Origin of the sequence: Duganella sp. Leaf126 (genome assembly GCF_001423125.1) — a bacterium.
Taxonomy (GTDB): domain Bacteria; phylum Pseudomonadota; class Gammaproteobacteria; order Burkholderiales; family Burkholderiaceae_D; genus Rugamonas.
In genome coordinates this window covers 284,438-302,529 of record NZ_LMNW01000023.1, presented here as the reverse complement: position 1 = coordinate 302,529, position 18,092 = coordinate 284,438, and the positions used below count along the sequence as shown (strand labels likewise).

Here is an 18,092-nt window from a genome sequence, read left to right as displayed (position 1 = left end):
TGATCAGAATTCGTCGGGCGCCAGGTCGGCGTCGTGGAACAGCTTGCGTTCGGCGTCGGTGCGCTGCACGGTGGACCACACGTGTTGCACGGCACTGGCGGCAATCTCCGGCAAGGCTGCGCGCGCCGGCGGCAGCCGCAGCTGCAGCACGGTGCGCTGCGCGTAGTCGATCCACACCTCGCTGCCGAAGCGCGCCGAGGGCCGCTCGCGGATCGCCAGCGTGACGTCGTCACTGCCATCCTGGTCGCGCCAGGCAGCGAGGAAGTACTGCGAAAATTCGTGGCCGGCCGTGGTGATGGTCTGCACCGTGACCACGCCGTTCGCGGCAGCCGGCGCAGATGCGGCGGTACCTGCTGCCGCCGCCGCGCGCGTCGCAAACGCCACTGTGACTGCAATAAACATGACGCGTAAAAACATGTGAACCTCGCTGGCGTAAGGCCGAAAATGGCCGGGGTGTCAGTCGAGTATAGAAGTCGCGTTCGCCTCAAATTTGACGACGATCACGCGCGGGGACGATATGATTTTGTCCGGGAAAGGAACACGAAAAACGTGCTTGAGCCCGTGAAATCAATTAGTGTACGGGTATCGAAATCGGCCCGGGAGCGCAGCATGACCAACCATTATCTCGACGTTGCCATCGGCTTGTCGTTCACCTTCCTGGCCGTCAGCCTGCTGTGCAGCGCCACGCGCGAAGCGATCGCCTCGCTGTTCCAGACGCGCGCCAAGGTGCTGCTCGACGGCGTGCTGACCATGCTGCACGAATCGGCCGCCAAGCCGCGCCTGCGCGGCATCGGCCCGTCGCTGGCGCGCCTGCTGCGGCGTGACGATTGCTTCGGTCTCGACCGGCTCGGCAATGCCTCGCTGGCGGCCGACGTCATGCGCCATCCGCTGATCACCGGCATGGCGCAGCGCGGCCGCATGCCTTCGTATATCCCGGCCGCCATTTTTGCGCGCGCCTTCGTTGCCACGCTGGTGGCGCGCTACGGCAAGGACCGGACGGCGCGGGCGCTGCTGGCCAGTGTCGGCAACGACGGCCTGGCGCGCACGCTGGCCGCCATCATGGGCGAGGGGCCGGACGATGTCGCGGCGCTGGAAAACGCCGTGCGCATCTGGTACGAGACGGTGATGGAGCGCATTACCGGCTGGTACAAGCGCCGCTCGCAGCTGGTGCTGTTCTGCGTCGGCCTGTTTTACGCGGGGGCGATGAATATCGATGCGCTGGTGCTGGCGCAGCGGCTGTGGCAGGACGACAGCTTGGCCGCCGAACTGGCCAAGCGCAGCGCCGACACCATCGCCGGCGGCCGCGTGAAGGCCGATGCCGCTGCCACGCCGGTCCAGGTGCTGGGGCAGGCGATGGCGGCGCAGCAGGCGATCGACAAGGTGGCCGGCCTGCCGATCGGCTGGCCGTCGGCGCGCTTCGACAAGGTCGCAGGCGGTTCAGGCAGCGCCGGGGCATGGCTGCTGGCGCTGGGCTTTGCCCTGCTGGGGTGGGGGGCGACTGCGTTCGCGTCGTCGCTCGGTGCGCCGTTCTGGTTCGACGGCGTCGGCTGGCTGCTGGCGCTGCGCGGCACCGGCGTCAAGCCCCCGGCGGACGCGGTGCCGGCGCCGGCGGCGACGCAGTTGCCGAGTCTGGCTCCAGCGAGAAACGATGGCGCTGCATCGTAGTGCGGAGCGCGCGCGCCGTCGCGCCGGATCGGGATCGTGGCTCAGCGCAGAATCGGGAGCGCGCATCGGCGCCTGCGCGGCAGCGCGCCGTGGGTCGGCTTTATGGCGCACTGCTAATGGCAGTGGTCAGGCGGCGGCGACATGCAGGGCCAGCGCCAGCAGCGCCGGCACGGTCTGGATCAGCAGGATGCTGCGCTTGACCGTTAGGCCGCCCCACACGCCGGCCACTGCCACGCAGCACAGGCCGAACACGGTAAACGCCGAACCGACCACCGTGTTCGGGTGGGCGAAACCGACCACCAGCGCCGCCACCAGGAAGCCGTTGTAACAGCCCTGGTTGGACATGGCGGCGCGCATGATGTCGGCCTTTTCCTGCGACAGCCCGAACACCTTGCGCCCGCGCGCATCGAACAGCACGGTTTCCAGCAGGACGATGTAAATGTGGATCAGTGCGACAAAACCGGTGACGATCTGGGCCAGTAACTGCATGCTTGCTCCTGTTCTTGTTGAATCAGGATTATCTCCGAGATTGTTGCGAATGGTATACTTTTCCGCTGTGCGACGAAGGGCAGGGACCACCTTGCCGCGCCTTGGAGACGCTTTATGACCTGGATTATCCTCATCATCGCCGGCCTGCTCGAAGTGACCTGGGCCGTCGGTCTCAAATACACGGCCGGCTTCACCAGGCTGATGCCCACGCTGTGGACGCTGACCGCCATGCTCGGCAGTGTCGGCATGCTGGGCCTGGCCTTGCGCACGCTGCCGCTCGGCACGGCTTATGCGATCTGGACCGGCATCGGGACGGTCGGCACCGCGATCTACGGCATCGTCATGCTCGACGAGCCGGCCAGCGCCATGCGGCTGGCGTGTATCGCCATGATCATCGGCGGCATCATCGGCCTGAAACTGACCAACGTCTGAACCCGGCCGGCGTGCGCGTCACGAGGGGTGCATGTCGATCACGTCGAACGGCGACTGCGTCGCCGCCAGGAAGGCCATCATGCTGCGCGCCCGTTCGCCGATCTCCTGACCGCGGGTGCCCGCCACGTGGGCGCGCAGGCCCGGGATCACTTCGCTGATGTGGGGACTGTCGTAGGCGTGCACCAGCTGCGCGGCCAGCTCGGTGGCGCGGCCCCGGTTGTGGCGCATCCGTTCTTCGAGCACGGCCAGCAGCGCGCGCTGCATGCGCGGCGTGGGATTGTCGATCTGGCCGAACACCAGCGGCGTGTTGGCGATGGCCTCGCACAGCCGCTGCTCGATGGCGTCCGGTTTGACGTAGGAAGCGATATCGAAGTAGGCGCCATTCCAGCGCGTGCGCTCGTAGGGGTGGCCGGGCGGGAACGACGAGACGGTCTCGAAGCCGAGCAGGTAGCTCAGTTTGCGCAGCCATTTCAGGATCAGGGGATTCATCCGTGTATTTTAGCGGAGAACACATTCATTACCACGACCCCGGCCACGATCAGGCCCATGCCCAGCAGCGCCGGCAGGTCCATCTTCTGACCGTAGACCAGCCAGCCCACCAGCGTGATCAGCACGATGCCGACGCCCGACCAGACCGCGTACGCGATGCCGACCGGGAGGGTGCGCAAGGTCAGCGACAGGAAGTAGAACGCCACGCCGTAACCGGCCAATACCAGCAGTGATGGCAGCAGCCTGGTAAAACCTTCGCTGGACTTGAGTGCGGACGTGGCGATGGTTTCCGAGACGATGGCGATGGCAAGGTACATCCAGTGTTTCATGCAGTGCTCCCGGGGGTCAATCGGCCGCGGCGCTGAACGCCAGCCGCGAAAAACTGGCGACGCAGGCCACGGCGGCAAACGCTGCACCGAGCATCAGCGCGTAGCGCGTGCCGCTGGCGGCCGACAGCGTGAAGCACAGGGCCACCAGCGCGGCGCCGGTGGCCTGGCCGATCAGGCGTGACGTGGCGACGATGCCGCTGGCGCTGCCGGCGCGCGACGTCGGTGCGCTGCCCATGATCGCTTTCAGGTTGGGCGCCTGGAAAAAGCCGAAGCCGATGCCGCACCACGCCATGCGCCAGCCGATGTCGAACGCGGTCGGCTGCGCCGGCAGCATCAGCATCGCCACCAGGCCCGACGACAGCAGGCCGAGGCCGATGCCGCCGAGTACGCCCGGCGAGTACCTGTCGCTCAGCCGCCCGGCGATCGGCGCCATCACGGCCACCAGCACTGCCCACGGCGTCATCAGGAATCCCGTTTCGATCGGCGAGCGGCCCAGCGTGTGTTCGAAGAAGAACGGCAGCGAGACAAACGCCAGGCCCTGGGCGGCAAACGTGCACATCGAGGTCAGCGACGACAGCGCGAACAGCGGCCGGCGGAACAGGTCCACCGGCAGCATCGGCGCCGCGTGGCCAGCCTGGCGCCGCAGCAGCAGCACGAAGAACACGACCGTCAGCGCGATTTCCGGCGCCAGCGTGCGCCAGTCCTGCAAGTGCGCCCCTTCGCCGAAGGTCAGGATCAGCAGGCCGAAGGCCAGCATGTTGTAGATGGTGGTCAGCACGTCGATCTTGTGATGCGACAGCGCGGTGGCAGGCAGCGCGCGACGCGCCAGCAGCAGCGCCACCACGCCGAGCGGCACATTGATGGCAAACAGCCAGGGCCACGACGCGACCGCCAGGATCAGCGACGCAGCAGTGGGGCCGATGGCAAACGAGGTTGCCACCACCAGCGAATTGAAGCCGAAGCCGCGCCCGGCCAGCTTGGACGGGTAGATGGCCCGCAGTAGCGCGGTGTTGACGCCCATGAGCGCTGCGCCGCCGACGCCCTGGAACAGCCGCGCCACCACCAGCGACGGCAGCGACCACGCCAGCGCACAGGCCAGCGACGCCAGCGTAAACATCGCCAGGCCGAACATCGCCACCTTGCGGTAGCCGATCACTTCGCCGAGCGCGGCAAACGGCAGCAGGGTCGCGACCATCGCCAGCTGGTAGACATTGATGATCCAGACCGAGGCGGCCGGGGTGGCGTGCAATTGTTCGGCGATGGCCGGCAGCGCGGTGTTGGCGATCGCGGTGTCGAGCGAGGCCATACCCACGCCGATGGCGACCGACAGCATGGCCCAGCGCCGCGCATCGGGCGGCAGGCCGTCGCGGTCGGCCAGGGAGGTGGTGGTCATACGGTTCCGATGCGAGTCAAGAGATAAAGTGCCAGAGTGCCAGGCAGAAGGGCGCTATTGTCGCGCAAAACTGCCGGCCTTGCTGGGGACCGGTCATTTGGCGGCGACCGCGCCGGCGTCCTGCGCGCCCTGCAAGTCGGCGCAGGCCTGCGCCAGCACGGCCTCCACCTCCGCCAGCATGCCGGCCACGTGGTCGATGCGGCCCGCGTTGGCGTGGGCTTCGAGCTCCGTGCACAGTGCGTGCAGGCGGCTGCAACTGAGGTAGCTGGCGCTGCCCTTCAGGGCGTGGATGGCGGCGGCTGCCGCCTGGGCGTTGCCGTCGCGCACGGCGGCCTGCGCGGTCCGCAGCCGGCGCGGCGCTTCGTCGAGGAAGGCGCGGGTAATGCGCTGCAGGTGCGCGTGCGACAGGCCCGCCAGCGGCATGATCTGCACCGGCTTGACGCGCGCGCCGCTGCTGCCGTTGGCGCCCGCCTCGGGTGCGGCCGGCGCCACGCCGAACTGGGCGTCGAGGTCGTCGGTGCGGGTCGACGGCAGCAGCGCCGGATCGACCGCGCGCAGCGTGCGCCCGCGCGCCAGGTGCAGGGCGATGATTTTTTCGATCTGGTCGTACAGCAGGCGCTCGTCGACCGGCTTGCTGAGGAAGCCGTCCATGCCCACGGCCAGGTAGCGCGCGCGGTCATGGTCGCTGGCGTTGGCGGTCAGCGCGATGATCGGAATCGTGGCATCGCGCATGCGGTAGTCCTCGTTGCCGCCGGCGCGGATCACGCGGGTGGCCTGTTCGCCGTCCATCATCGGCATGCGGCCGTCCATCAGCACCAGGTCGTAGTCCGATTCGGCCAGCGCGTGCAGCGCCTGCAGGCCGTTTTCGACGATGTGGATGTCGTGGCCCATGTTCTCGAGCAGCGTGGAGACGATGATCTGGTTGGTGCGCACGTCTTCCGCGCACAGGACGCGCAGGCGGTAGGCGTGGTATTCCTTCTGCGGCCCGGTGTCGGGACCGGCCAGCGGCGCCGCACCGATGGCCAGCGGCAGCGTGAAACTGAAGGTCGAACCGACGCCGACCCGGCTCTCGGCCCGGATGGCGCCGCCCATCAGCTGCACCAGTTCCTTGCAGATGGCCAGGCCCAGGCCGGTGCCGCCGTAGCGGCGCGTGGTCGAATGGTCGGCCTGTTCGAACTTCTGGAACAGGCGCGGCAGCGTTTCGGGCGGGATGCCGGGACCGGTGTCGATGACGTCGAAGCTGACGCTGGTGTGTCCCGGAACCGGTTCCAGCACCGCTGCGTGCAGCCGCACTTCGCCGCGGTCGGTGAACTTGATGGCGTTGCCGAGCAAATTGAGCAGGATCTGGCGCAGGCGCGTCGGATCGCCGCGCACGAAGCGCGGCAGCTCCGGCGCCAGTTCGCAGCGCAGCAGCAGGCTCTTGGCATCGGCCTGGCCTTGCAGGATGCCGATGGCATCGTCGATCAGCGCGATCAGGTCGAAGTCGACGGTTTCGATCGACAGCCGGCCGGCGTCGATCTTGGAAAAATCGAGGATGTCGTTCAGGATGGCCAGCAGCGATTCGCTGTTCTGCAGGCCGATGCGCAGGTATTCGCCGGTCCGGCCGCGCACCGACTGGTCGCGCATGGCGAACTTGATCATGCCGATCACGCCGGCCAACGGGGTGCGGATGTCGTGGCTCATGGCCGACAGAAAATCGATGCGGTGGCGGCTCACCACTTCGGCGTGTTCCTTGGCCTCGGTCAGCTCCGCCGTGCGCTCCAGCACGCGCTGCTCGAGCGAGTTGCGCAACAGGCGGATCTGGTCGGCCAGCGCAAACGCCAGCAGGATGCCGTCGAGCGTGCCGCCGAGCAGCGTGAACAGCTGCGCATTGCTGACCAGCGCCGGGATCAGTCCCACGTTGGCCGGCAGGATTACCAGGCTGGGCAGCAGAAGCGCCAGGAAGCCCAGCACGAAAAAGCGCGCCGGCTGGTAGCCGCGGCGCCAGACCACGATGCCGGTGGCCAGCGCCATCGACACCCAGACCGCGATGACCACGGTGGCGATGGTATGGGCGTAGCTGAGCGCGAAAAAGCACGAAGGGACGGTCAGCAGCGGCAGCACGATGTTGATGCGGCTGAGCTGGTAGAGGCGCGGCGCCGTCTCGCGCAGGCGCAGGAAGTTGGTATAGAACAGGGTGCTGATCAGCGGCAGCAGGAAAAACGGCACGTAGTGCCAGTGCAGGTTATGCCAGCCGAACAGGTCGGCCGTGAGGTGGAACGTCATCCCCCACGCCAGCGCGTAGCACAGCACGTACAGCGAGTAGTACAGCGACGAGCGGTCGCGCGTGATCAGGTAGATGAAGAAGTTGAACACCGCTAGCGCCAGCAGCGCGCCGATGGCGCCGATGATCATGACGTTTTCGCGCGCTACCAGTTGCTGGTAGTCGCTGCGCGGCAGCGCGCTGAAGATCGGCGGGCGCGCGTAGTAGGGACTGGCGAAGCGGATCAGCACCGGGTAGCGCTGTCCCGCTGCTAGCTGCACGTCCTTCCCATAGTGGAGCAGGTAGTCGTGCGGCTGGCGGTAACCGGTCTTGAGCTGCTGCACCCCGCCGTCGGGGCGGTAGATGTACATCTCCACCACGTCGATCAGGGTGTCGTTGGAATCGATCACCCAGTCGGTGAGCGCGCCGTCGTTGCGCAGTTCGGCCACCAGCCAGTAGCTGCCGCCCAGCAGATCCACCTTGGTGGCCGGCCGCATGCCGGCGACCATGGCCGGCAAGGCCGAGGCGCTGGCCGGCGCCTGCTCGCCTTCGTCCAGGTACAACCTGCCGCCGGCAGTGATGTCGATGGCGGCGCCGCCCAGGCCGATGGTCGGCAAGGGGCCGGCCGCGCGCGGTGCCTCAGGCGGTTGCGCGGCGGCCGGCGCGCCGGCGCACAGGGCGGCCAGCAGCAGCGCCACGGCGTGGGGCAGCAACAGCAGGGAAGACAGGTGGCGGAGGGCTCGGCCCGCGAAGGCGGTCAGCGCGTGGTACATCGTGCAAGCTTTGGTTATTGATATGGCGGCGGCTTTCCCTGGCAGCAGGTCGGCCGTTTGGACCCGACCATTTTATACGAGAACATATTGTTTTAAGAAAATATGATGTGGTTGTTGCATAACGATGCGACAGTTATCATCACGGTTTCGGCACTTACCGCTATTCCCATGCTCATTTCGCCAGAACAGTTGATCGGCTTCCTCGGCGCCGCCATGCTGATTACCATTTCGCCGGGGCCGGACAACCTGATGGTGCTCAGCGTGGGCGTCTCGCGCGGGCGCCGCCAGGGCATGGCATTCGGCATCGGTTGCGCGCTCGGCTGCCTCAGTCATACGCTGCTGGCGGCGCTGGGCGTGAGCGCGCTGATCGCCGCCTCGCCGCTGGCGTTCGGCGCGCTCAAGGTGGCCGGCGGCGCGTACCTGGTGTGGCTCGGCATCGGTGCGCTGCGCAGCCGCGGCGGCGCGCGCGTGCCGCAGGCGGGCTTGCCCGATGAAAGCCTGGCGCGGCTGTTTGCCAAGGGCTGCTTCGCCAACGTCATCAACCCCAAGGTGGTGCTGTTCTTCTTCTCGTTCCTGCCGCAGTTCGTGGTGGCCCAGCGCGGCGACGCCAGCTGGCAGACCGCGCAACTCGGCCTGGTGTTCACGCTGCAGGCCGTGGTGCTGTTTTCGCTGCTCGGCTACTTTTCCGGCGCGGTGGGGGCATGGATCAACCGCCATCCAGGCGCCGGCATGTGGATGGACCGGGTGGCCGGTGCGGTCTTTATCGGGCTGGGACTGAAACTGATCGCGTCGCGCTAGGTGCGATGTCATCACGCGGTCATCTAGGCGGGAGATACTGTCCGTGCTCTTTCAAGTCTCTCCCGATTTGAAACCTTTTGCCCGCGCCTGCTGTGCCGCGGGCTTTTTTTTTGCCCGAACCGTCACCTCGCTACCAGCGTGAAGCGCAGCGCCATCCGGTCTTCGACTGCCAGCGCGCCGCCCATCACCGAAAACGGCACCAGGCCGAAATCGGTCTGCTGCAGTTCGACCGTGCCGCTTACCGTCAGCGCACCGCCGTCGCGCACCAGTGTCACCGGGATGCTATATGTTCGCGTGACGCCATGCAGCGTGATCGCCACGCGCAGCGGCTGGTCGTCGGTCGTGCGCTCGGCCGTCACCGTCACCAGCGGGTAGCGGCCAGCGTCGAGCACCTTGGTCAGCATATTGGTGCGGGTGCCGTCGATGGCGTCTTGCGACGGCTGTTTTTCCAGGCCGGCAGCCTGGCGCAGCGCCGGTTCGTCCACCGTCATCTGGTCCAGGCGGAACTGGAACTGCGCGCGGTTTTCTGCGGGCGACACGGTGCCGGTAATGGTGCGCGCCGCCACCACGTGGTCGTGGCCCAGGCGCGCCAGCACGCCGCCGCGCCGCACGGTGACGGCGATCAGCGAGCTGGCGCTGTCGATGGTGAGCGCGTCTGCTGCGCCGACGGCAGGCGCCGCCGGCATGGCCGGCACCGCTGGCGCGGTGGCGGCGGGCGAGGGTGGGGGCGGTGCGACGGGACCGGGCGGCGGCAGCGGCGTGCAGGCGCCCAGCGCCAGCGCCACCGCCAGACTGGGCACGGTCAGGCGCTGGCGCGCAGGAAGACGAGTTGACATGTTGATTTGCCTTTTAATGAAGTTCTAAGCCTGTTGTTCCGATTCGCTGGCAAAGTAATACCCATAGCGCCTGGTTCAGCCTGGCGCCCGGCTGCCGGACCTTCATTCCGGCACAAATTCCGTCCAGGCGGCGCCGTTGTCATGCCGGCCGCCGGACCACCGGCCATCCCCACGCTTTCGAGCGTTTGCGACCAGCACTGTCTCGCGACAGCGCTGGTTTTTTTTGACGCTCGTGCAGCCTGCAGGCTGCACGTCCCCTGCTAGCGGTGCTTTGCCAGCCACGCATCGATTTCCGGCAGGCGCTGCTTGCGCACCTTGACGCGGTACTGGATCGACGCGATCGCGATCCTGGCGTCGCCGCGTGCGTCGGCCGCCAGGTAGCGGTTGGCATAGGCGTTGAGTTTGTCCACCATGGCGGGATCGGCCGACCGGCGCGCCAGGCCGGGATAGAAGCGGCTGCGCGAGGTGGCGTCGATCTTTTTCTCGACCTGTTCGCGATGGGCCACCGCGAAGTCGAACGCCAGATCGGGATGCCGGCTGGCGACCTGGCTGATGATGCTGGCGCTGCTGGTGGCGCCGGCTTCATCGGTCAGCGCCAGGTCCAGCGCCCGCTGCGCCAGCGCCGGGTCGCGGCCCGCGCCCAGCAGCGCATACAGTTCGGCCTTGACCATCGAGGCCTGTTCGGCGCGCGCTTCCGCCAGCAGCGCGTCCCAGGTGGCGGCATCGGCATTGATGGCCACCACGTCCAGCACCGGCCGGCGCAGGGCCGCAGGCATGGCGTCCTGGTCGCTGTTGCGCAGTGCGAACCGGCGCCGCGCTTCGGCCAGCACGCCCGGCTCGCCCATCTCGCCCAGCGCCGTGATCAGCGCGCTGCGCAGGTTGGCCAGCGGCGCCGCTTCGCCTGCCGCTGCCGTCCAGCCCACGCGCGCGAGCACCGGCGCCAGGCGCGCGCGGGCAAAGCTGTCGAAGACGGCACGCTGTTCGGGCTTGCCCTCGTAGCTGGCGTGCAGGCCTGCCAGCGTACCGGCGATGTCCTCCCAGACTTGCGGCGCGGCGTCCACCGGCGTGGTGGCCACCAGCGCCAGGTAGCTCGACGCCGGCATGTGGCCGGACATGCCCAGCGCATTGGTGTCGGCCAGCAAACCCATCTGATCGATGGCCGGCAGTTCGGCAAAGCGCTGCGCCAGCGCCGCGAAGCCCTTGCTGCTGTACTGGGTGCGGTAGTAGCCGCTCTGGCCGGCGTTGACCAGCACCGCGCCGCAGCCGGGCAAGGTGAGACTGGCCTTGCCGCCGGCAACCACGGTGCGCGCGGTGGCGCCGCCCACGGTGCGGGCGATGACCGGCACGCGCCAGCTCAAGGGCTTTTTATGGTCCTGGTCCTGCGAGAACTCCCCCTGGGTGAGGGCAATGGTGGTCTGGCCGTTGCGGCACACGGCGTCCGCCACGCGGATCAGGGGCACGCCCGGTTGCAGCGTGAAGTCGTGGGCAATCGCGGTCACCGGCTTGTGGGCAGCTTTTTCCACTGCGCGCCACAGGTCGTCCGACACCGTGTTGCCGTAGGCATGGGCAGTGATGTAGGCACGGACGCCGTCGCGCCAGGCGTCGGCGCCCACGTAATCCTCGAGCATGCGGATCACCGCCTCGCCCTTCTGGTAGGTGATGTTGTCGAACGCCTGGCTGGCCTGTTCGACGGTGGCGATGCGCTGCACCACCGGGTGCGTCGATGCAAGCGCGTCGCTCGACATGGCGCCCTCGCGCGTGTGCACCGCGTGCAGGTGCCAGTCCCATTCCGGGTGCAGGCGCGCGGTGGTGCGCGATTCCATCCACGAAGCGAAACCTTCGTTGAGCCACAGGTCGTCCCACCAGGCCATGGTCACCAGGTTGCCGAACCACTGGTGGGCGATTTCGTGGGCAGCCGTGACGAACGCGCCTTCGCGGTTGCTCTGGGTGGCCGTGCGCGGGTCGAGCAGGATGGCATACTCGAAGGTGAAGATGGCGCCCCAGTTTTCCATGGCGCTGAAGAACTGGCTCTGGCCAGGTGCGCCGATATTATCGAGCTTGGGCAGCGGATAGTTGACGCCGAAATAATCGTTGTATTCGCGTAGCACGGCGCGCGACGAGTCCAGTGCAAACTGGGCCTGGCCCAGCGTGCCTTTTTGCGTGATCACGCCGATCTCGGTCCCGCCCTCGGTGGCGGTGGCGCGCTCGAACTCGCCGAGGCCGAAGAACAGCAGGTAGGTGGACATCCTGGGCGTGGTGGCAAAGCGCACCAGTTCGCGGCCATCGGCCAGCCGGGTGGTCGCTGCGACCGGCATGTTCGACACTGCCATCTGGCCGGCCGGGATGGTGGCTTCCAGCGCGAAGGTGGCCTTGTAGAACGGCTCGTCCCACGACGGGATCACACGCCGCGCTTCGGAGTTTTCGAACTGGGTGTACAGCGCACGCTTGCTGGCGCCGCCGTTCTGGTAATCGAGTGCGAACAGGCCTGCCGCCTGGGTGCCGATCAGGCCCGTGTAAGCGAGCTTCAGCTGGTAGCTGCCCACGGGCAGCCGGCGACCGAAGCGGAAGGTGGCGGTCTGCTGCGCGGCGTCGAGGTCGATGGCGGTGGCTGCCTGCGCCGGCTGGCCGGCGGCGCTCAGGGCGGCGCTGGAAAATGCCAGGTCGGCAGCGTTCAGCACCAGCCTGTCGGTGGCCTCGGTGATGTCGAGCGAGATGACGACGGTGGCGCTGAAGGTGCGCGTGGCGGCATCGGGCGTCAGCGACACCGCGTAGTGGGTCGGCACGGCGTTGCGCGGCAACTGGGTGGTCTGCAGGGCCGCAGGTTGGGACCGGGTTGGGGACGATGCTGCGGCATGAATCGGGACGGGGCCCAGGGCCAGTGCCGCCATCACGGCGATCGACATCAGACTGCGTTGCATGTGTTTCCTTGGTTTGGTGGATGTAATGGGGTGGGGTGGCATGTGGTCAGTGCAGCCAGACGTGCATCAGCGACAGCAGCAGCGCGACATCGACCGGCTTGGTGATGTAGTCGGACGCCCCGGCGGCGATGCACTTGTCGCGGTCGCCCTTCATCGCCTTGGCCGTCAGTGCAATGATGGGCAGGGCCCGGAACCGGTCGATGCGGCGGATCGCACGCATGGTGTCGTAACCATCCATTTCCGGCATCATGATATCCATCAGCACGATCTCGATGGACGGATCGTCGTGCAGCACGGCGATGCCGTCGCGGCCGTTCTCGGCGAATGACACTTGCATGTGCTGGCGTTCGAGCAGCGACGACAAGGCAAAGATGTTGCGCACATCGTCATCGACGATCAGCACCTTGCGACGCGCCAGGCTGCCGGTGACGTCGCCCGGCGACTGCGACCGGGCGCCTGCGCTGGCGCTGCCGGCAGCGTCGGCCTGTTGCTGGTCGCGCAGGCGCGCAATCAGCCGCCCCAGCACGGCGCCATCGACCGGCAGGTCGATCCAGCCGGCGGCAGTGGGCGCCAGCGCCGCCTGCCGGCGCGGGTCTTCGTCGGCAGGAGGCAAGTCGGGTGCCGCGTCAGGCTCGGCTCCCTGGGCGGCGTCTTGCCCGCCGCTGGCTGCAGCAGCATGTACGGCCCCGTGTACCGGGGCATGCCCTATCTGGTGTGCAGCCCCACGCATGTCGCCGCGCGCAGCGCTCCGATCGACCGCGCGCACGTCGTCTTCTTCGCCCGCATCAATGGCGTCGTGCTCAGGCCCGGGCGCGGCGCCGGGCGCATGCCGGTGGCGCCGTTGCGCCAGCATGTGCACCGGCAGATGCCGGGTGGCGGGATCGCGTTTCAGGCGGTCGAGCACCGCCAGTCCGGCGCCGTCGGGCAGGTCGCACGCGAGCAGGATCACGGCCGGCTGGTAGTCGCGCGCCAGGCTCAGGGCCGGCAGGCCGGCGGTGGTCAGCACGGTCTTGTATCCGCAGGCGCGCGCGCAGTCGCGCGCGGCAGCGGCAAAGTCCGCATCGGCGGCGACGATCAGTATGGAGGCGTCGCCGGGGGCGAGCCGGTCGCGGTCGTCGTGGTCGTGGCCGTGGCCTGTGTGCTGGTCCTGACCGTGCTGACCATCCTGGCCGCTCTGGTGATGCGGCTGGTCATGCGCACCCGCGCCGTGCGGGCCTGCCGGGCCATCATGCTGTCGGCGGCCGTTCCGCCCGTCCTGACGGTGCCGGTCTGGCTGGGCATCCTGGCCGGGATGACCGGCCGGGCCGTCATGGCCGAGATGACCATTGTGGCGGCCATGGCCGCCGTGGCCGTCCCGGTCCGGCTGACCGTGCCCTTCCTGCCGCCAGCCCGGATCGTGCGCGCGCGGCGCCGGTGGGTGGACCGGCAGCGGTGCGCCCGTCGGCATCGTGCCCATCGCCAGGTCCGGTGCCGCCGGCTCCGTCTGAGCTGCCTGTCCCGGCGCGGCGCAGCCGGCGCGGAACCAGGGCAAAAACAGGGTGAAGGTGGAGCCGCTGCCCACCGTCGAGCGCACCCGGATTTCGCCGCCCAGCAGGCGCGCCAGTTCGCGCGAGATCGACAACCCCAGGCCGGTGCCGCCGTATTTGCGGGCCGTGGAGCCGTCGGCCTGCTGGAACGCCTCGAAGATCAGTTGCAGCTTGTCGGCAGCGATGCCGACGCCGGTGTCGGACACTGCGAAGGCCAGGACCGCGTCGGCGCGGCACAGGGTGGGGTGGTCGCTGGCATAGCCGCCGTCGGCCAGCCCGATCTCCAGCGACACACGGCCGTGGGGCGTGAACTTGAAGGCATTCGACAGCAGGTTTTTCAGCACCTGCTGCAGGCGCGTGCTGTCGGTCGCCAGGGCGGCGGGAAGCCCGTCGCGCAGGGCGATGGTAAAGTCGAGATGCCTGGCCTCGGCCATGTGGCGGAACGTGCGCTCGACAAAATGATGGAGCTGCTGGAAGCGGTAGGGCGCCACGTCGAGCGTGACGGTGCCCGATTCGATCTTCGACAGGTCGAGGATGTCGTTGATGAGGGTGAGCAGGTCGGAGCCGGAACCGTGCATGGTGCGGGCAAATTCTACCTGCCTGGCCGACAGGTTGCCGTCCGGGTTGTCCGCCAGCTGCTGCGCCAGGATCAGCAGCGAATTGAGCGGCGTGCGCAGCTCGTGCGACATATTGGCGAGGAACTCGGACTTGTAGCGCGACGACAGCGCCAGCTGGGTGGCTTTCTCTTCCAGCGCCAGCTTGGCGCGCTCCACTTCGATATTCTGCTGCGACAGCAGGCGCGCCTTTTGCGCCAGTTCCTCGTTGGTCTGGCGCAGTTCCCGCGCCAGCGATTGCGACTGCGCCAGCAGCGACTCGGTGCGGCGGCTGGCGGCGACGGCGGCACGGCCGGCCGCAGCGCGGGTGGCGATGATGGCGTTGAGCGTGTCCGCCGCCTGGCCCGCCACGCCGGCCAGGCCCTGCGGCATGCGCACGGTATCATCGCCGGCCTGCAGCGCCGTCAAAACCTGCAGCAGCAGCCGGGCGTCGATCTGGTCGCCGGTATCGGTCGGGGTGGGCATCGCTGAAGTATGTCGTGTTGTCGAAATGGGCAAGCGCGGTGGCGGATATCGGTATTGTAGCAACGGCAGATTGCGGGCAATTCTCACCAATTGTTCTGCTGGTTTCATTTTGGCATTAATAGTATGCTTTCGGTGCACATTTTGCATACGCGAAGCGATTTTATGTCCACATCCGGCGCCGGCAGAACCTTATTCAGCAGCCTCCTGGGCGGGGCGACGGCAGGCGCGCGTCTGCTGCAGTGGGGCGCCGGGTGGGCGCTGGCTGCGTCAGTCGGCGTGGGCGCCTATGCGCTGGGCGCGCGCATCGTCGATGCCGACGCCCGCCAGCGCTTCGATCACATGGCCCGCAGCACCCAGTATGCGCTTGCGGCGCGCGCCAAGGCCCATGCCGACCTGACGCGCAGCCTGGCCGCACTGGCGGGTGCCAGCGACGGTCTCGATGACCGCCGGCTGCGGCAGTATGTCGACGGCCTCGATCTGCCGCGGCACTTGCCGGCCGTGGTGGCGATCCGCTGGGAACCGGTGGCCGGCGACCCCGTCGTCATCGACCTCGCCGCACAGTCTGCAAATGCCGCCGGTTCCGGCAGCGTTGGCGCCGGCGTAGTCGGCATGCGTTTGCCGGCCTACCGGCCCGGCCTGCCGACCGGCGACGCGGACCGGCGCCAGGCGGCCCTGCTCGGTACGGCGGCGCTGAATTTTTCGGTGGCAAAGCTGGTGCAGGTGGTGCTCGACGAGATCATGGTGCGCGGCCTGGAGCTCGACCTGTATGCCGACGCCAGCACCGCCGCCGACCGCCGCCGGCTGGTGATCGAGCCGCACGACCGCCTGCAGTACAGCGATCACGGCGCACACGCTCCGTCTGCGCCGGACGGCGGCCAGTTCGTGGCGGTACTGCCGGTCGACTTCAACGGCGCCTTGTGGAAAGCGCGGTTCCAGGTGCGCAAGGATGCGCTGCGCAACGGTTTCGATGTGGTTTTTCCGCTGGCGGCAGGGCTGGCCGGCGGCGCCGGCACACTGCTGCTGTACAGCTACCTGGCGGTGCTGTATTCGTCGCGCCGGCGGGCAGTCAAGCAGCGGGTGCTGCTCGACACGGTGCTCAGCAACCTCGATGCCCACGTTTACATGAAGGACCAGCAGCGCCGCTACCTCTACGTCAACCCGAAAATGGCCGAGTACCTGGGCCTGCCGGCAGCGCAGGTCGTGGGCCGCACCGACCGCGAGCTGATGTCGGAGCAAAAGGCCGATGCCGCGTGGGCGCTGGAGCGGCCGGTATTCGACGACGGCGTCAAGCGCGCCGGCCAGACCTGCTTTGCCTGCGCGGCAGGCGTGCCGCAATACCATTGGAATGTGCTGGTACCGGTGACGCTGGGACGCGCCGTGACGGCGGTGATCGGGGTATCCACCGATGTCACCGAACTGCACCAGCTGAAAGAGCGCGCCGACAGCGCCAACCGCGCCAAGAGCGATTTTTTATCGAACATGAGCCACGAGATCCGCACGCCGATGAACAGCATCATCGGCATGGCCCACCTGGCGCTGAAAACCGTCACCCATCCCAAGCAGCGCGATTACCTGCAAAAGATCCATCACTCGGGCCAGCACCTGCTGGGCATCATCAACGACATCCTCGATTTTTCCAAGATCGAGGCGGGCAAGATGGACCTCGAGGTACTCGATTTTTCCATCGACCGCCTGCTGAACAACCTGACCGCCCAGCTGGGAGACGCTGCTGCCGCGCGCGGACTGGCGCTGGTGATCGACATCGCGCCCGACCTGCCGCGCCAGCTGCGCGGCGATCCGCTGCGCCTCGAGCAGGTGCTGATCAACTTCACCAGCAATGCCATCAAGTTTTCCGAGCAGGGCCGCGTGCAGGTGCGCGCGCGCCTGGTCGAGCAACGCGACCACCAGCTGCTGGTGCGCTTCGACGTGCAGGACAACGGCATCGGCATGAGCGAGGCGGGCGTGGCGCAGCTGTTCCAGTCGTTCCACCAGGCCGATACGTCCACCACCCGGCGCTACGGCGGCACCGGCCTGGGCCTGGTGATCAGCCAGCAGCTGGCGGAGCTGATGGGCGGCCAGGTCGGCGTCGAGAGCCGGCTCGGCGCAGGCAGCACGTTCTGGTTCACGGCGCGCCTCGCACTTCCGCAGTCCGAAGGACAGCTGGCGCAGATGGCGCACAATTTGCCGCTGAGGCCAGAGGGCGCCGACGGGCGCCACCAGGACGCCGAAGCCAGTGCGATCGATCCGCTGCAGGCGGGCCTGTTCGAGAGCATACGCGGCGCCTCGATCCTGCTGGTGGAGGACAATATCTTCAGCCAGCAGGTGGGCAAGGAACTGCTGGAAGACGGCGGCGCCACCGTCTGCGTGGCCAACAACGGCAAGGAGGCGATCGACCTGCTGCTCAAGGAACGCTTCGATTGCGTCCTGATGGACGTGCAGATGCCGGTGATGGACGGTTTCGAGGCCACCCGCCTGATCCGCGCCCATCCGGCGCTGTCCGGCACCCTGGTGATCGCCATGACCGCCAATGCCGGCCGCGAAGACCAGCAGCGCTGCCTGGACGCAGGCATGGACGAATTCGTGACCAAGCCGGTCGCGCCGCGGCTGCTGTTCGCGGTGTTGGCCAGGTGGCTGGTCCAGCGGGCGCCGCCGGCGCAACCGGCGCTGCCGCCACTTGCGGCACCGTCGGTACCTGCCACGCCGGATGCGGCGAACATCACTGTCCCGGCAGCCGCGCCTGCGCCGGCAGCAGCCGCGGCAACATCGGCCGACGGCGAACTGTTCGACCTCGACGCGCTGGCGCAGACCTTTGCCGGCAAGTGCGACAAGATGCGCAAGTACACGCGCCTGTTCCTCGAGTCGGCGTCCGAGGGCATGGTGGAGATCGACGCCGCGCTGGCGGCCGGCGACGTGGTGCTGCTATCGGAGCTCGGTCACCGGCTCAAATCGTCGGCGCGGGCGGTCGGCGCCACCCGCTTCGGCAACCTGTGCCTGGCGCTGGAGCAGGGCCGCCGGCATCCAGATACGGCCGCTGCGGCGGCGATCGTGGCGCAGATGCACGCGCTGCTGCCGGTGCTGGGGCCGCACATGGAACAGGAACTGCTGGCATACGACCCCGGCTAG

At 67.9% G+C, this 18,092-nt stretch carries 12 protein-coding genes and 1 pseudogene; 4 read left to right on the top strand and 9 right to left on the bottom strand.

Going from position 1 to position 18,092, the window contains the following annotated elements; genetic code table 11:
* Window positions 1-3: 3 nt before the first annotated feature.
* Window positions 4-417 carry a CsgE family curli-type amyloid fiber assembly protein gene (locus ASF61_RS12545; protein WP_056156267.1) on the bottom strand — a complete coding sequence of 138 codons (414 nt, stop codon included), beginning with the start codon at window positions 415-417 and terminating at the stop codon, window positions 4-6.
* 192 nt (window positions 418-609) lie between these two features.
* Between ASF61_RS12545 and ASF61_RS12540 the strand changes: the two genes are divergently transcribed.
* Window positions 610-1,665, top strand: a complete 1,056-nt coding sequence (locus ASF61_RS12540; RefSeq protein WP_056156264.1) for a hypothetical protein — start codon at window positions 610-612, stop codon at window positions 1,663-1,665.
* Between the two features lie 126 nt (window positions 1,666-1,791).
* Here ASF61_RS12540 and ASF61_RS12535 read toward each other — a convergent pair whose 3' ends face one another.
* Window positions 1,792-2,154, bottom strand: coding sequence for a DUF1304 domain-containing protein (locus ASF61_RS12535; protein WP_056156260.1), 363 nt, complete (start codon window positions 2,152-2,154; stop codon window positions 1,792-1,794).
* Between the two features lie 114 nt (window positions 2,155-2,268).
* Between ASF61_RS12535 and sugE the strand changes: the two genes are divergently transcribed.
* Window positions 2,269-2,586, top strand: a complete 318-nt coding sequence (gene sugE / locus ASF61_RS12530; protein ID WP_056156256.1) for a quaternary ammonium compound efflux SMR transporter SugE — start codon at window positions 2,269-2,271, stop codon at window positions 2,584-2,586.
* An 18-nt stretch (window positions 2,587-2,604) separates the two neighbouring features.
* Here sugE and ASF61_RS12525 read toward each other — a convergent pair whose 3' ends face one another.
* The 4 genes from ASF61_RS12525 to ASF61_RS12510 form a co-directional block, all read right to left on the bottom strand.
* Window positions 2,605-3,075: a hypothetical protein gene (locus tag ASF61_RS12525; RefSeq protein ID WP_056156254.1), complete on the bottom strand. Its 471-nt coding sequence runs from the start codon at window positions 3,073-3,075 to the stop codon at window positions 2,605-2,607.
* Window positions 3,072-3,404: a multidrug efflux SMR transporter gene (locus ASF61_RS12520; RefSeq protein ID WP_056156252.1), complete on the bottom strand. Its 333-nt coding sequence runs from the start codon at window positions 3,402-3,404 to the stop codon at window positions 3,072-3,074. Before ASF61_RS12520 ends, ASF61_RS12525 begins: the two co-directional genes overlap by 4 nt.
* Before the next feature lie 16 nt (window positions 3,405-3,420).
* Window positions 3,421-4,797, bottom strand: a complete 1,377-nt coding sequence (locus tag ASF61_RS12515; RefSeq protein ID WP_056156248.1) for an MFS transporter — start codon at window positions 4,795-4,797, stop codon at window positions 3,421-3,423.
* 93 nt (window positions 4,798-4,890) lie between these two features.
* Entirely contained in the window at window positions 4,891-7,812 is a 2,922-nt protein-coding gene (locus tag ASF61_RS12510) for a hybrid sensor histidine kinase/response regulator (protein WP_056156246.1), read from the bottom strand.
* Window positions 7,813-7,980: 168 nt separating this feature from the next.
* On the opposite strand from ASF61_RS12510, the gene ASF61_RS12505 reads away from it, so the two are divergent.
* Window positions 7,981-8,610 (top strand): LysE family translocator, encoded by a 630-nt coding sequence (locus ASF61_RS12505; RefSeq protein WP_056156243.1) that lies wholly within the window; start codon window positions 7,981-7,983, stop codon window positions 8,608-8,610.
* A gap of 122 nt (window positions 8,611-8,732) precedes the next feature.
* Here ASF61_RS12505 and ASF61_RS12500 read toward each other — a convergent pair whose 3' ends face one another.
* The 3 genes and pseudogenes from ASF61_RS12500 to ASF61_RS24065 form a co-directional block, all read right to left on the bottom strand.
* Complete coding sequence (locus ASF61_RS12500) at window positions 8,733-9,446, bottom strand: YceI family protein (RefSeq protein WP_056156240.1); 714 nt, start codon at window positions 9,444-9,446, stop codon at window positions 8,733-8,735.
* A gap of 260 nt (window positions 9,447-9,706) precedes the next feature.
* Window positions 9,707-12,364: a M1 family metallopeptidase gene (locus tag ASF61_RS12495; protein ID WP_056156237.1), complete on the bottom strand. Its 2,658-nt coding sequence runs from the start codon at window positions 12,362-12,364 to the stop codon at window positions 9,707-9,709.
* Window positions 12,365-12,410: 46 nt separating this feature from the next.
* Window positions 12,411-14,786, bottom strand: a pseudogene (locus ASF61_RS24065) (response regulator); the annotation flags it as partial.
* 345 nt (window positions 14,787-15,131) lie between these two features.
* Here ASF61_RS24065 and ASF61_RS12485 point away from each other — a divergent pair.
* Window positions 15,132-18,092, top strand: a complete 2,961-nt coding sequence (locus tag ASF61_RS12485) for an ATP-binding protein (RefSeq protein ID WP_082491572.1) — start codon at window positions 15,132-15,134, stop codon at window positions 18,090-18,092.

What these genes read in the sequence shown, in the direction of transcription:
- ASF61_RS12510 (WP_056156246.1), bottom strand. Translation starts at nt 7,812, where the DNA reads ATGTACCACGCGCTGACCGCCTTCGCGGGCCGAGCCCTCCGCCACCTG.
- ASF61_RS12485 (WP_082491572.1), top strand. Translation starts at nt 15,132, where the DNA reads ATGTCCACATCCGGCGCCGGCAGAACCTTATTCAGCAGCCTCCTGGGC.
- sugE (WP_056156256.1), top strand. Translation starts at nt 2,269, where the DNA reads ATGACCTGGATTATCCTCATCATCGCCGGCCTGCTCGAAGTGACCTGG.
- ASF61_RS12515 (WP_056156248.1), bottom strand. Translation starts at nt 4,797, where the DNA reads ATGACCACCACCTCCCTGGCCGACCGCGACGGCCTGCCGCCCGATGCG.
- ASF61_RS12525 (WP_056156254.1), bottom strand. Translation starts at nt 3,075, where the DNA reads ATGAATCCCCTGATCCTGAAATGGCTGCGCAAACTGAGCTACCTGCTC.
- ASF61_RS12520 (WP_056156252.1), bottom strand. Translation starts at nt 3,404, where the DNA reads ATGAAACACTGGATGTACCTTGCCATCGCCATCGTCTCGGAAACCATC.
- ASF61_RS12540 (WP_056156264.1), top strand. Translation starts at nt 610, where the DNA reads ATGACCAACCATTATCTCGACGTTGCCATCGGCTTGTCGTTCACCTTC.
- ASF61_RS12545 (WP_056156267.1), bottom strand. Translation starts at nt 417, where the DNA reads ATGTTTTTACGCGTCATGTTTATTGCAGTCACAGTGGCGTTTGCGACG.
- ASF61_RS12535 (WP_056156260.1), bottom strand. Translation starts at nt 2,154, where the DNA reads ATGCAGTTACTGGCCCAGATCGTCACCGGTTTTGTCGCACTGATCCAC.
- ASF61_RS12505 (WP_056156243.1), top strand. Translation starts at nt 7,981, where the DNA reads ATGCTCATTTCGCCAGAACAGTTGATCGGCTTCCTCGGCGCCGCCATG.
- ASF61_RS12500 (WP_056156240.1), bottom strand. Translation starts at nt 9,446, where the DNA reads ATGTCAACTCGTCTTCCTGCGCGCCAGCGCCTGACCGTGCCCAGTCTG.
- ASF61_RS12495 (WP_056156237.1), bottom strand. Translation starts at nt 12,364, where the DNA reads ATGCAACGCAGTCTGATGTCGATCGCCGTGATGGCGGCACTGGCCCTG.